We start from the raw sequence: 14,330 nt of genomic DNA on the forward strand, positions 1-14,330 counted from the left end.
CCCTTACACAATGAAATCCTTCGCATGGAGATCCGCGGTATGGACCCCCGCCAGCGTAATCGTATCGGTCGCCGTCAGGTGGATCACCGCGTTTCCTGTGCTGTCATCGCTGATCAGGCTTTTCAGCGCCGTCCAGTCTGCGAAGCCGTAATCGCGCAAATTGATCAAATCATGCTCTCGCGCCGTGCTGCCGACAGCCTTGTTGCCCTGGTCGAAATCGTTGATCACGTCCAGGCCCGAGCCCTTGTCGAAGACGAATCTGTCGTCGCTCGGTCCGCCCCAGAGCTGGTCATTTCCGCGACCGCTATTCAGCATGTCCTTGCCGCCCGTGATCGAGCCGGCCGTGAACGGGGCGTAGGTCTGTGCATCGCCATACAGCAAATCGTCGCGGCTGCTGCCGAGAAGAATATCATCTCCGCCATGCGCGTTGCCTGACATGTTCGAGGCGTCTCCGACGAGCACGATGGACGTGGAGTCCGGGTTGCCGTCGACGGCAGCGATCAGGATATCGTTGCCGCCGTGGGTATCGTCGCTCATGTAGCCGGCGTCTCCGACCAGAGACGCGGCGCCGGATTGGGCTCCGGCGCCGACGGTGTAGCTGAGGATGTCGTTGCCGCCGTGCGCATCTCCGCTCATGGAGACGAGGGCATCGCCTGATATCGAAGCGCCGCCGTAACTGCCGACCTGGGTCACGCTGAGAATATCATTGCCGCCACGCGCGTGATCGCTCATGGAACTGCCGGAGTCTCCGCTGAACGTGCCGGACGATCTGTTTCCCATCGATGCAATGACGACGTCAATGCCGCCGCTCGTGTCGGCCGACATCGCGCTTTCGGCATCGCCAAAAATGCCGAGAGACGCGTAGATCGATGTCGATGCATCGACATGAAGTACATCGTTGCCGCCATGGGCGTCGCCGGACATCGCCTGCGCATCGCCGTCCAGGAACACGTAGTCCCCGAAGCCTGTGACGGTCGCGGCGAGATGGTCGCCTCCGCCGTGAGAATGTCCTTGGAGGGTCTGGTCGTCGCCAACGAATATCAGGACCGCGTTGCCACCGTCGACGGTCGCGATCATCCTGTCGCTGCCGCCGCGGCCTCCGTTCGGAAGGCCCGGGTCTCCGAACTCCGTCACGAATTGCTGGTTCCCCACGCTGACGATGATGGTGTCGTTCGGCATACGGCGCATCGCGCAACTCCCGGTTCAAGTCGGGCGCGAGAACGAAGAGCATCATGCCTTTGCACCGCGCTGCGGCCTTGCCGCGCGATTCAATCTTCGTTGGATTAATGGCGGAGATTTGCCCGCGGCGTAATTTGATTGCGATCAGGGAACCGCGGGCGCCGGCGATCCACGCCGACGCCCGTGCTTGCGATCTTGCGCGCGGGCTCAGCCCGGTCCGGCGCCTTGCGTGGCCGTGTACACCGCATAGAGCGATTGGCTCGCCGCCATGAACAGGCGATTGCGCTTGGGGCCGCCGAAGCAGATGTTGCCGCACACTTCGGGCAACCGGATGCGGCCGAGCAGCTTGCCCTCCGGCGACCACGTCGTCACGCCGCTGTAGCCGACGGCGCGGCCGGCATTGCTAGAGGCCCAGACATTGCCGTTGACGTCGCAGCGCACGCCGTCCGGCCCGCACTTCACGCCGTCGATCACGCACTCGCTGAACCGCTTGTGGTTGGTGAGCTTGTTGTCGGCGCCGACGTCGAAAACGAAAATCTCACCCTTGCCGCCGGGACCGGTGTCGCCGGGGCCTTTGCCGGTTGATACGACGTAGAGCTTCTTGAAGTCCGGCGAGAAGCACAGCCCGTTCGGGTCGGGCACCTGCTCCTCCGTGACGACGAGGTCGACACGGCCGCTAGGATCGATGCGATAGCAATTGGTCGGCAGCTCGCGCTTGCCCGGTGCGAAGCCGGCCGGCTGTCCAATGCGCGGATTGAGCTTGCCGCCGGAATTGCTCGGACCGCCCGCGGCATCGGGCTCACCTTCGTAGAGCTGGCCGCCGTAGGGTGGATCGGTAAACCAGTAGCTGCCGTCAGGATGCGCGACGACGTCGTTCGGCGAGTTCAGCTTCTTGCCGTTGTAGTTGTCGCAAAGCACAGTCGCGGTGCCGTCATGTTCATAACGCGTCACCCGCCGGGTCAAATGTTCGCAGGAAAGTTGACGGCCCTGGAAATCGAACGAGTTGCCGTTGGAATTGTTGGACGGCGAGCGGAACACGCTGACGCGACCGTCGTCTTCGCTCCAGCGCATCTGCCTGTTGTTGGGAATGTCGCTCCAGAGCAGATAGCGGCCCTGTGCACTCCACGCCGGGCCTTCAGCCCACAGCAAACCCGTATAGAGACGCTTGATCGCAGTGTTGGGCTGCGCGAGATCGTTGAAGGACGGATCGACTGTGACGACATCGGGGTCCCAGAAATAGGTGGTCGGCGCGCCGTTGGGACCGAAATCGCGTGGCGGGGTGGTAATCGTCGTCGGCGGCGCGGCTGGTCCGGTCTGGGCCAGCGCGGAGCCGGCGCCGGCAAAAGTGGCGGCGCCGAGCGCAAACCCCTGAACGAGCGTTCGTCGTGAAAGCGCAGCATCCTGGTCACGCTGCTTTTGGCGTGTCATCGCGTCCTCCCGGTCATGTTCGGCTAGCCGGTTGATCCGGCCGAGCAGGGCAAGGTTAGTCCGGTCCGATGACGGTTGCGAGGGGGAGGTACGCATCCTCAGCGAGATCGGGGCGGCAAAGCGCTGCAACGTCGAACATGGAAACGACAAATTCATCAGGCGTGACGGGGTTTACCGGAGCTGTCTTCGGGACATTGCCAAGCAGGGGAATGTCAAGCCTTGACCTCCTGCGCGATGCTGGCAGAACGTCATTCGGGGCGTAAATCGGAGTTTACTGTGGTCGCTGTCGTCGTACTGGTTTTGCTGCTCGGGATTGCATTTGCGGCCGGCTATTTCACCCGCGACTACGTCTCCCGAAAAAGACGAGCCGAGGCGCGCCGCTGGCGTGAGTACAGCGAGCCGGATTGGCTCAGTGCCAACGCACCAGCCAACACCAACGATATCGCGATCGCTGGCACGGCTACGCCGGTTGCCACCAGCGAGCTCGGTCAGATGCTGAACCGCTGGGAGAGCAGGGCTCGCGCTCGCCGCTCGGCATAGCTTGACCGCCTTGCCGGCGTTCGGTCGGCCAAACAATTGGCACCGTCACGCATCCGGCGCTGCGATCATGTCAGCCCTTCTGTCCATCTTTTGGCGTTGCGGTTGCTGCCATTTCTCGTCTAGAAACGACGCATCGAGCCTCCCGGCAACCAACCATCAACGGTTTTGACCGAGGATTTGAGGGCTCAAAGGGTCCGGTAATGCTGATTCGCGGCCAAATCGATGGGATTTCGGGGGAGGTGGCTCTTGCCGCCGCCGCGATCCCGGCCGCGCTGCTGCCCACCCTCCTGATTGGCGGGCTTCTTCTTACTTGCCCCTGAGGGCCGGCTGGGCGCCATGCGCCTGGGCGCTCAGGGGTTGGTCGAGATCACCGGACACCTCAAGCGCCCAGAAGACTGACGGCGCAAAAAGCTCAAAAGGAAATTCAAATGGCCCCCGTGAACAAGTCCGATAAGGACCGCGTCATCATTTTCGACACCACCCTGCGCGACGGCGAGCAGTGCCCCGGCGCCACCATGACCTTCGAGGAGAAGCTCGAGGTCGCCGAGATGCTGGACGATATGGGCGTCGACGTCATCGAGGCCGGCTTCCCCATCACCTCCGAAGGCGACTTCCAGGCGGTCAGCGAGATCGCCCGCCGCTCCAAGAACGCCGTCATCGCCGGTCTGTCGCGTGCCCATCCGGCCGACATCGACCGCTGCGCAGAAGCGGTGAAATTCGCCAAGCGTGGCCGCGTCCACACCGTGATCGCGACGTCGCCGCTGCATATGCGGGTGAAGCTGAACAAGACCCCGGAGCAGGTGCTCGAGACCTCGGTGGCCATGGTCGCGCGCGCCCGCAACCAGATCGACGACGTCGAATGGTCGGCCGAAGACGGCACCCGCAGCGAGATGGACTATCTGTGCCGCATCGTCGAAGCCGTCATCAAGGCCGGCGCCACCACGGTGAACATTCCTGATACCGTCGGTTACACCACGCCCGACGAATACACCCACTTCATGAAGACGCTGATCGAGCGCGTGCCGAACTCGGACAAGGCGGTGTTCTCCGTGCACTGCCATAACGACCTCGGCATGGCGGTGGCGAACTCGCTGGCAGGCGTCATTGGCGGCGCGCGCCAGGTCGAGTGCACCATCAACGGCATCGGCGAGCGTGCCGGCAACGCCGCGCTGGAAGAGATCGTGATGGCGATCAACGTGCGCAACGACAAATTCCCGTTCTGGAATAAGATCGACACGACGCAGCTGACCCGCGCCTCGAAGGTGGTGTCGGCGGCGACCTCGTTCCCGGTGCAGTACAACAAGGCCATCGTCGGCCGCAACGCGTTCGCGCATGAGAGCGGCATCCATCAGGATGGCGTGCTGAAGGACGCTTCCACTTACGAGATCATGCGGCCCGACATGGTCGGCCTCAAGCAGTCCTCGCTGGTGCTGGGCAAGCATTCCGGCCGCCACGCCTTCGTGCACAAGCTGGAGGAGATGGGCTACAAGCTCGGTCCGAACCAGCTGGAAGATGCGTTCACGCGGATGAAGGCGCTGGCCGACCGCAAGAAGGACATCTACGACGAGGACATCGAGGCGCTGGTCGACGAGGAGATGGCGGCTTCGCACGACCGCATCAAGCTGACCTCGCTGACCGTGATCGCCGGTACCCATGGCCCGCAGCGCGCGACGATGAAGCTCGATGTCGACGGCCAGATCAAGATCGAGGAGGCCGAAGGCAACGGGCCGGTCGATGCCGTGTTCAACTGCATCAAGCGCCTGGTGCCGCACGAAGCCAAGCTCGAGCTGTACCAGGTCCACGCCGTGACCCAAGGCACCGACGCGCAGGCCGAAGTCTCGGTGCGGCTGTCGCACGAGGGACGCGCGATGACCGCGCGCGCGGCGGATCCGGATACGCTGGTGGCCTCAGCAAAGGCCTATCTCGGCGCGCTCAACAAGATCGTCATGAAACGCCAGCGCGACACCGTAACGACCGCGGCGGCGAGCTGAGGTTGCTACTACCGCCTCTTCCGGAAGCGGGAGAGGCGGTGCTTGCGGCGTTCACCATGAATGGCTGCCCTGCTAACGACCAATAGCAGCTGGTGATGTCGACCTGTATTGATGCTGACGGCATAGGCCACCCGCGCGCCCGGTGGCCCAAATAACAACAGGGAGAGATTATGCGCACCTTCGCGATCGCTGCGTCCATCGCGGTCCTGGCACTTGGCTTGACCGGGCCGGCATCGGCCCAGTCGCCCATCATCATCAAGTTCAGCCACGTGGTGGCCACCGACACGCCGAAGGGCAAGGCGTCGGAGAAATTCAAGGAGCTCGCCGAGAAGTACACCGGCGGCAAGGTCAAGGTCGAGATCTACCCGAACTCGACGCTTTACAAGGACAAGGAAGAACTCGAGGCGCTCCAGCTCGGCAGCGTGCAGATGCTGGCGCCGTCCAATTCCAAGTTCGGCCCGCTCGGCATCCGCGAGTTCGAGGTATTCGATCTCCCCTACATCCTGCCTGATCTGAAGACGCTGCGGAAGGTGACGGAAGGTCCGCTCGGTGCCAGGCTGCTCAAGCTGCTCGAACCGAAGGGCATCACCGGCCTCGCCTATTGGGACAACGGCTTCAAGCAGATGAGCGCCAACAAGAAGCTGGTGACGCCGGCCGACTATCAGGGCGTCAAGTTCCGCATCCAGTCCTCGCGCGTGCTCCAGGCCCAGTTCAAGGCGCTCGGCTCGCTGCCGCAGGTGATGGCGTTCGGCGAAGTCTACCAGGCGCTGCAGACCGGCGTCGTCGACGGGCAGGAGAACACCTGGTCGAACATCTATACCCAGAAGATGCACGAGGTGCAGAAGTACATCACCGAGAGCAACCACGGCTACATCGGCTACGTCGTGATCGTGAACAAGAAGTTCTGGGACGATTTGCCGGCCGACATCCGCGACCAGCTGACGAAGGCGATGAAGGAAGCGACCGACTTCAACAATACGCAGTCGCAGAAGGAGAACGAGGACGCGCTCGCCGAGATCAGGAAGAGCGGCAAGAGCGAGATCATCAAGCTCACGCCGGAGCAGGACGAGGGGATGCGCAAGGCCATGGAGCCGGTCTACAAGGACGCCGCAGGCCGCGTCGGCCAGCCGCTGATCGACGAATTCCAGAAGGAAGCGAAGAGCACGACCAACTGATTTGAACGGATGATGAATGGGGGCTTCCGTGCCGGGCGCGGAAGCCCCTTTTTGTTGCGAATGATTTCCGATTGCGACTGAACTAAAATTCAGGAGCGTTACATCTTGGAAAGGACGCGCTCCCTGTCCAAGTTGTAAGTTGCGCGCAACCCGCGCTGCGCTCATCCTCACGACATCCTTCCAGAGGAGAGTTCGCATGAGGAAATTCACCATCGCCGCCATCGCCGTGCTCAGCATCGCCGGCTCGGGCGCGGTCTATGCCCAGTATCATCGCCCGTGGATGCACGAGCACATGCGCCACATCCGCATGAACCCGGAAGACCGCGCCGCCATGGCCGACGCGCGGATCGCTGCCGTCCATGCCGGGCTGAAGCTCAACGCCGACCAGGAAAAGCTGTGGCCGCCGGTCGAGGCCGCCGTGCGCGACTTCGCCAAGCTGCGCATCGACCGCGCCAATGCGCGGATGAATGCCGGCGCCGGCGATGCCGGCAAGGACGCTAACAAGGGCGCCGTCAGGCCGGAGGATCCGGTCGCCCGCCTGCGTCAGCGCGCCGAGGACATGGGCGCAACGTCGGCGGCCCTGAAGAAGATCGCCGATGCCGCCGATCCGCTCTACAAGACCCTCGACGAGGGCCAGAAGCGGCGCCTCGCCGTGCTGACCCGTCACCGCGGCCCGTTCGGCGGCGGCGAAGACGGCCCGCGCCGCCACTTCATGGAGCGTGGCATGGACCGCATGATGGAGCGCGGCATGGACCACTTCCACCGCGACCGTTTCGACCGCGACGATGGCCCGGACCGGGACCGCGAGGGCCGGCTCTGAGCCTGCAAGCGTTGCCCCGATCAACCCTGGCGAAGCCGCTGGAATCCAGCGGCTTTTCGCTTTTTTGGGGGATGTGGGCAAACCCTTGGCAAAGCCTTGGCATACCCTTGGAAAACTTACGCGCCATCGCTTGCCAGACCCGGATCGCTTTGCTAAACGACCGGCCTCGCAAGGCTTTAACCGCCTTTCGGGCGCATAGCTCAGTTGGTAGAGCAGCTGACTCTTAATCAGCGGGTCCCAGGTTCGAGCCCTGGTGCGCCCACCATATAATTCAAACACTTAGCGGGCTGAGCAAACGGCAAAACCAGCGCCGTTTACACCACCGTTTACAGTTTTGTTCTCGCTTCGAGCTTCACCACCGCAGCTTCAGCGAGCTGAATGTCGCGACCGAGGTAGTGCGCTTCGAGAATGGCCTCGACGTCTTTCAACGAATGACCTGTGACGGCTGCGATCTGTGGCACGCTGGCGCCTGCGATTGCGAGGCGCACCACTGCCGTGCCGCGCAGGTCGTGAAAGGTCAGTTCACCGATACCGGCGCGCTCACATGCCCTTCCCCAGGACGTGCGAAAGCCGTCCGACGTCCATGGCCGACCGAGCGTGTTGGTCAGGATCAGGGGGGCCTCGGCGCTCGGTGATATCGAGAAGGGTTCGCAAAGGCGCGCCGGCTGGCATCGCGACGCGCCGCCCGCCTTTAGACTGGCGCAGGCGAATGTAGGGGTTCTCGTAGGCGGACCAGGGCAGTCGCAGCAAGTCGCCTTGGCGCTGGCCAATCCACAACGCCAGGACTAAGGCGGGCTGGATCTCGCTAAAGGCGATCGCAAGAACCGCTGCGATGTCCTGCTCGGTCCAAATCTTGTCTCTGCGGTCTGCTACGTAGAGGCGGCCCCCGCGCTCGCATGGGTTGGTCGCGATGATGCCGCGGTCTTTTGCGAACGACATGATCCGCGCCAACGTGGTCCAGGCGTAGTCCGCCTTACGTGGTGTCTCGGCGAACAGGTCGCGCCAGGCCTTGAACTCACCACGCACTCGACGATCGGCCAGAGCTGCCACCGGCAGGTCGCCGAATTCATCTTCGATCAGCTTAATGTAGGCGAGGTACGCACGACGGGTCGATGCCGCTAGTCCGGTGAACTCTGGTGCGGCCTTGTACTGCGCAACGATCGTCATGAAGGTGCCGGCGCGGGGCTGCCGAAGGCTCGCATGCGCATCGTGATACTCTCGAACGAAGTCTGGCGCACCGGGCTGCGCATGGATGGCGGGGCCCCCACGCCATGCGTAGCAATGTACTTTCGTCTCGCCATTTGCGAGCCGTCTCTTGACCTTATGAATTCCTTTCAGAACGACGCGCACGGTTCATCCTCCATTCGTCCAAGGCCGCACCCTCTGTCTCGCAGTTTTTGGCGTCGCCTACGCCGCTCAGGGTCTGTCGCTCGGCACGGATATGCTGTGCCCATTTCCTCTGCGAGGAACTGGAGCCTTACTTTGGCTACGACAACACCACTAGGACGACCGATAGGAAGGTTTTCTTCTTCACCCTAGTCGACATCAACTGTGCGAGGTCGCTGAACGAACGCAAGGTCGATCTGAAGCCGATAGCGTGCAAGCTGCAGCGGGGGCTAGCCGACTGCATCGGCCGCCAGGATCGTCGTCAGCCGTCGATTTGGCCGCTCTATCGCCAAATCTCCCTCCTGGCTCGGTCGGACCCAGTCTACGCATTTAGCTCCAGGTGCCAAGGGATTCGGTGATGAGGGGGAGCTGTTCGGTATGTGGGCTTCTGGTCCCTTAACGAGGCATGCATTGATTGCCCGCTTATGGCCCGTTAGCGAAGTACCGGCACATCTCGACTAGGTCCGCTTAATGAGGCATGGCGGACCAGATTTGCTTAGGTTGAGTTCTTCGCACTTTGACCCCTAACAGACATCGCGCCCAGCGGCGTTCACTTTTCGCCTGGGCCACTGTGTTACATTGGGCAAGACGTCCGGCGCTTCGGTCGACAGATGTGCCTTCGCAAGCCTCTCCAATGTGCTATTCTCATCGTATAAGCCATAGGTATACCATGGCAGGTATTGCAGAGTGGCTAGCATCGATCGGTTTGGGCGAGTACGCCGAGCGATTCCGCGAAAACGCCATCGACCTCTCGGTCGTTCGCGATCTCACGGAGCAGGATTTAAAGGATTTGGGCGTCCTGCTTGGGCATCGCCGCAAGATGCTGCGCGCGATCGTAGAACTTCAGAGAGAGGTCCTGCGAACGCCTCAAGCGGGCGCTAAGCCGGCCTCGACGGATCACGCCGGCCGGCGTCAGCTTACAATCATGTTTTGCGATTTGGTCGGCTCGTCGGCACTTTCGGCCCGCCTTGATCTGGAGGACCTGCGGGCCGTAATGGGCACCTATCACCGCTGCATCGCAGAGGTTGTTGCCAGGAATGAAGGGGTTATCGCGCGGTACATGGGAGATGGCGTGCTCGCCTATTTCGGTTATCCCCAGGCCCACGAGGATGATGCCGAACAAGCGACACGCGCCGGGCTGGCGCTGGTCGATGCCGTAGCTAGCCTCCGGACAGAACCCGCCACCGAGCTGCAGGTTCGCGTTGGCATCGCTACCGGTATGGTGGTCGTGGGCGATTTGACCGGCGAAGGTTCAGCTCAAGAGCAGACGGTCATTGGCGAGACGCCAAACTTGGCTGCGCGCCTGCAGACCTTCGCCAATCCCGGTACCGTGCTGATTTCCGAAAGTACGCACCGGCTCACTGATGGGCATTTCGAGTTCCGCAATCTCGGCCCTGTCGCGCTTAAAGGATGGGCCGAGCCAATGCCAGCCTGGCAGGTACTGGGAACAACCGAAGTGGAAAGCCGCTTCGAGGCACAGCACAAATCTCGATTGGCGCCGCCAATCGGGCGTGACGAGGAAATCGAGATGCTCTTGCGTCGCTGGCAGCACGCCAGGCGTAGCGAAGGTTGCGCGGTGATGCTCACCGGAGAGCCCGGTATCGGCAAGTCGCACATTGCGCTGGCGCTTGAGGAGCGGCTCCAAGGCGAACCGCATATAACGGTGCGCCAGTTCTGCTCGGCGCACCACACCAACAGTGCGCTGTATCCTTTCACCCGCCAGCTCGAACGCGCTGCCCGGTTCGAGCGGGGCGACCCGCCCGCAGAGAAGTTCGCTAAGCTCGAGGCTCTGCTCGTGCGGGCTGATGCCGACCGCGTGTTGCTACCTCTGGCCAACCTTCTGTCCCTTCCACCGAGTAACCGCTACCGTATGCCAGAGCTGAGCCCGCAGAAGCGCAAGGAGCTAACGTTAGCGGCGTTTTTGTCCCAGCTAACTGGCTTGGCCGCAAGACAGCCGGTGTTCGTCATTGTAGAGGATGTCCATTGGGCAGATCCGACGTCGCTGGAGCTGCTCACGATGACCTTGGAACACCTACCCCGGCTTCGGGGGCTGCTGCTCATCACGGCGAGGCCAGAGTTCACTCCGCCGTGGCCAGGTCATGCGCATGTGACGACGATCTCGCTCACGCGGCTGAACCGACGCAACGGGGCGGCGTTAATCGAGCGCGTCACCGCTGGCAAGACGCTCCCGGAAGAGGTAATGGACCAGATCCTCGCCCGCACCGATGGCGTGCCCCTATTCGTGGAGGAACTGACCAAGACGGTGCTCGAAACCGGGCTATTAAATGAACAGGACGATCACTACGTCCTCAACCGTCCTCTCCCCCCGATGGCGATTCCAACGAGTTTGCACGCATCGCTGATGGCAAGGCTCGATCGATTGGCTCCAGTGAGGGAGGTGGCTCAGATCGGCGCTGTGGTGGGTCGCGAGTTCTCCTACGAACTGCTGAGCACCGTAGCCGGGTTGTCAAAAGAGAGACTTGAGGAGGCGCTTGCTCAGTTGGTTCGCTCGGAGTTGATATTCTGCCGGGGCGAGATACCGCAGGCAATCTATACCTTCAAGCACGCGCTTGTGCGGGACGCTGCCTACTCGGGACTCCTGAAGAGCCGACGCGCAGCGCTGCATGCTGCGATCGCGGGTGCCTTCGAGCAACGGTTCCCGGACCTTGTGGAGACTCAACCCGAAACTCTTGCGCATCATCTGACAGAGGCCGGCCTGTTTCAAAAGGCGGAGGCATATTGGCTGCAGGCAGGCAAGAAGGCCGCCATGCGCTCGGCCAACCTTGAAGCCATCGCACACTTGCAGCGGGGTATCGAGGCCTCGGGCCATCTGCCAGAAGGCGCCGGAAAGGATAAGCTGGAACTTGCCTTCCACTTCGCCCTTGGGCCCTGCCTGATCGCTACGCAAGGGCCAGCCTCGAACAAGGCGATGGCAACCTTTGCCCGCGCGCGCGAGCTGTGCGAGCGCCTGGGAGGCCCTCCCGAGCAACTCCAGGTGATGTTCTGGTTGACCACTGCGAGCGTAATGCGCGGTGAGTTGCCGGTCGCCGAGGAAACGATCGCGGCCCTGCTCCAGCTCGCCGAAGCGCGCGACGATCTACCGGCGTTGCTCAACGCGATGCGCGGGCAGGCAATGATCCGCCTCTTCATGGGACAGCTTACCGGTGCCCATGAAGCGATTGGACGCGCCTATGAAGCGTTCGAGGCGAGCAGCGAGGACGACAGGCTGGCGGCGCGTTCGGCCGGCCAGGATGCCGGCGTGGCGGACCTGGCGCTGATGTCGTGGGCGCTCTGGCTGCTCGGCCAGCCCGATACGGCAATTGTGCGAATGGACGCTGCCATTCGGCGCGCAGACGCTATAAGTCATCCGCATTCCCAGGCGTATGCCTGTTACTACGCATGCATTCTTCACGCGCTTCGCGGCGAGTTCCTGGTCGCGCAAGGTCATGCCGAACGTTGCATCGCCCTTTCCGAGGAACATGGATTCCGGCAATGGCGCCTGGCGCGCGCCCTTCGGGGCATATGCGTGGCTTCGCTCGATCCTTCACCCAGCGCACTGGGGGAGATCGGTGCCGTCTTGGACGGATATCGCAGCGCCGGTTATCAGCTGGCCATCACCGCGCTCGACGTGTTGTTGTGTCCGCCATTGTTAAATAGTCACGACTACGAGGCCGCGCTGGAGTTGATCGAGCACGGCCTAGCTACAGCTAACCGTAACAGCGAACGAATCCTAGAAGCCGAACTGTATCGTCTAAAGGCACGGGTGCTGGTCGCCCGCGGTGGACCGGCCGTGGAAGCCGAGGCGCAGGCGCTGCTCGACCGGGCATTGAGCACGGGAAGAAGTCAACACGCCAGGACGCTTGAGCTCCGCGCCGCAACGGACCAAGCTGCTCTGTGGATCCATCAGGGCAGACGCGAGGAAGCGCTCAATTTTCTCGCGCCGATTTATGCCAGCTTCACCGAAGGGTTCGAGACGCATGATCTAAAGGTGGCAAAGGTGCTTCTCGATGGGCTACGGTGATCAAGCCGGGACAACGCTTGCGCAGATTTAAATCGCAACGCGATCTGCTTACTTGGGCTTGGCACCACTAGCCGCCCTCTTTAGAGCCGCATAAGTACGATCTCGCAGCTCTAACCAATTCGGGTCGTCCTGTGGATTCTCGTTTATGAAAATGGGCTTGAGCAGCTTGTCGTCTTTACTATTCGCCTTAATCTCGTTTTCCGCTTTGTTAAATGCATCGATTGCTTGTTTAGCGGCGGCGTATCCTAGCGTTATCGAATTTTCGAGATTGCTGTGGTTCCACTTGAAATTGATGTGCCCCGGCACGTGAATCTCGACGACTACGCCTCTCCAAGGCGTTTTCCCGTTCCTCCTGTCCACGGCTGGTTTGTCGAGCATCCCGCACTCGACCGCTTTCTCGAGTATTCCGGCTTCGGCTGCTCTGTCGAGTGTGTGCGCCTCTTTGACGTGATATTTGAAAAGCTTGACGTCATCCTCACCGACCGTTGCCGCAAACAGTTGGCAGAGATTTGCTAGTGCATCGTGAAGATTTTCCGGAACGCGGATTTGCTTCGCATCGACGATCCGGCTCACCCAGATTTCATCCAAATCAGGGTGCTCCTCGAGCAAGCTATCGAAGTTCACAGTATCGACTAACGCCCCTTCGCAATATGTAACTTGGTCGATCTCAACCGTCCCTTCGACGAAGGGAAGAGACGAACACGCACACAGGCTGCTTGAGTCGATAGCTCCCCTGTACTGCTTTTTCTCGTCCTCCTTCATCCGACGATTGGAAAACAACGCCAGCTTCTGTTCGTCGAGATTCCAGGCGTTGTGATAGATGTGTGGCATACCGTCCTTTTTCAGCTCGTCGAAGTTTATGCTCTTCATAAACTCGCTATCCGGATAGTTGATCCTGGATAGGCCGTTGACCTTGGACAAGTACATCAGGGAGGTGAGGTATCGGACAAGTGGATTAGGTGCGAGCACCTTATTGAGTATCCAGTTGTTGATGTCTCCTTCGCGCCATTCCTTGAAGGGTTGTTCACCACGAGGCAGACGATTGAACCAAGCGGACATGTTGCCCTGGATCTGTTCCATCATTTTGTACGGTTGCCATCGGAAATCACTGTAACTTTTGGGATCGGTGACGAAGTCCTGGAAGGCCTTGATGTTGGCGTTCCAATCCGTCCCGAATACGGTGTTTATGGGGAAACGCTCATAGCCTTCATCGTCCCGAAACACGCCGTCCCTGAAGAATTCATAGGTCAGCTCGGCTCTGCTTTTGTTTTCTTTTTTGATTTTTTCTTCATCGAATTGATTGTAGACGATGCCAACCCAGGCGCCGATGCAGGACAACGCCCACACATCAGACTTATCGTCGAACGTCTTGCCGTCCTCAGCAAGTGCTTTCAGAACCCCGATGTGTAGCCCTGCTGCCGGTCCGCCGCCGCCGAGCGTAATCGCTCTCTTCACCATTGGTTCCTCCCATCTATTTTATCGTGTGGCTTATTCTCCGATCGAGTTTCCGAATTGCGTGAAGAGGAAGAGATTAATCGTTTTTGGGATCATTGGAAAGCGCGGTTGAGGTGGATATTCGACGCTTTCTTGGACCTTCGCATCGAACTAGCGCACATACGCTAGGAGCGCGAGGACTTGGTATCGTGCGATTACGTTTGACCCTCTCGTACAGGTGTGAACCAGTTCGCGTTAGATATTAATCGCTGACGGTAGTAGGAGTAGCTGTAGTCCGTTTCGTGACTTCCGGTAATGGCGCGTCAGGCGAACTCGCTGAGCGCTTCGTTGAGGTC

The 14,330-nt window shown here is 61.0% G+C and carries 10 protein-coding genes and 1 tRNA gene; 6 read left to right on the top strand and 5 right to left on the bottom strand.

Annotated elements, in window-relative coordinates; translation table 11 throughout:
• Nucleotides 1-3: 3 nt before the first annotated feature.
• Together RX329_RS12075 and RX329_RS12080 are read right to left on the bottom strand one after the other, a co-directional pair.
• Nucleotides 4-1,188: a hypothetical protein gene (locus tag RX329_RS12075; RefSeq protein WP_085385151.1), complete on the bottom strand. Its 1,185-nt coding sequence runs from the start codon at nt 1,186-1,188 to the stop codon at nt 4-6.
• Nucleotides 1,189-1,386: 198 nt separating this feature from the next.
• On the bottom strand, nt 1,387-2,607 hold the full coding sequence (locus RX329_RS12080) for an SMP-30/gluconolactonase/LRE family protein (protein ID WP_085385152.1): 1,221 nt from the start codon (nt 2,605-2,607) through the stop codon (nt 1,387-1,389).
• 276 nt (nt 2,608-2,883) lie between these two features.
• Here RX329_RS12080 and RX329_RS12085 point away from each other — a divergent pair, with 276 nt between their 5' ends.
• From RX329_RS12085 to RX329_RS12105, 5 genes are all read left to right on the top strand, one after another.
• Nucleotides 2,884-3,147 carry a hypothetical protein gene (locus tag RX329_RS12085; RefSeq protein WP_018457498.1) on the top strand — a complete coding sequence of 88 codons (264 nt, stop codon included), beginning with the start codon at nt 2,884-2,886 and terminating at the stop codon, nt 3,145-3,147.
• 428 nt (nt 3,148-3,575) lie between these two features.
• Nucleotides 3,576-5,138, top strand: a complete 1,563-nt coding sequence (locus RX329_RS12090; protein ID WP_317245884.1) for a 2-isopropylmalate synthase — start codon at nt 3,576-3,578, stop codon at nt 5,136-5,138.
• A 170-nt stretch (nt 5,139-5,308) separates the two neighbouring features.
• Nucleotides 5,309-6,313 (top strand): TRAP transporter substrate-binding protein, encoded by a 1,005-nt coding sequence (locus RX329_RS12095; RefSeq protein WP_085385153.1) that lies wholly within the window; start codon nt 5,309-5,311, stop codon nt 6,311-6,313.
• 196 nt (nt 6,314-6,509) lie between these two features.
• Nucleotides 6,510-7,133, top strand: a complete 624-nt coding sequence (locus RX329_RS12100) for a Spy/CpxP family protein refolding chaperone (protein WP_085385154.1) — start codon at nt 6,510-6,512, stop codon at nt 7,131-7,133.
• Nucleotides 7,134-7,322: 189 nt separating this feature from the next.
• Nucleotides 7,323-7,398: transfer RNA gene (locus tag RX329_RS12105), tRNA-Lys, on the top strand.
• Between the two features lie 61 nt (nt 7,399-7,459).
• Here the strand turns inward: RX329_RS12105 and RX329_RS12110 are convergent.
• Nucleotides 7,460-7,771: a tyrosine-type recombinase/integrase gene (locus tag RX329_RS12110; RefSeq protein WP_317246402.1), complete on the bottom strand. Its 312-nt coding sequence runs from the start codon at nt 7,769-7,771 to the stop codon at nt 7,460-7,462.
• A complete protein-coding gene (locus RX329_RS12115; protein WP_244561199.1) occupies nt 7,674-8,483 on the bottom strand; it encodes an integrase in 810 nt (269 codons plus the stop codon). The genes RX329_RS12110 and RX329_RS12115 overlap by 98 nt, the downstream gene beginning before the upstream one ends.
• Before the next feature lie 706 nt (nt 8,484-9,189).
• On the opposite strand from RX329_RS12115, the gene RX329_RS12120 reads away from it, so the two are divergent.
• On the top strand, nt 9,190-12,540 hold the full coding sequence (locus tag RX329_RS12120; RefSeq protein WP_085383750.1) for an adenylate/guanylate cyclase domain-containing protein: 3,351 nt from the start codon (nt 9,190-9,192) through the stop codon (nt 12,538-12,540).
• Between the two features lie 48 nt (nt 12,541-12,588).
• Here RX329_RS12120 and RX329_RS12125 read toward each other — a convergent pair whose 3' ends face one another.
• Nucleotides 12,589-13,998, bottom strand: a complete 1,410-nt coding sequence (locus RX329_RS12125) for a patatin-like phospholipase family protein (RefSeq protein ID WP_085383749.1) — start codon at nt 13,996-13,998, stop codon at nt 12,589-12,591.
• Nucleotides 13,999-14,330: the final 332 nt, after the last annotated feature.

This window comes from Bradyrhizobium sp. BWC-3-1 (genome assembly GCF_032917965.1).
Taxonomy (GTDB): Bacteria; Pseudomonadota; Alphaproteobacteria; order Rhizobiales; family Xanthobacteraceae; genus Bradyrhizobium; species Bradyrhizobium canariense_D.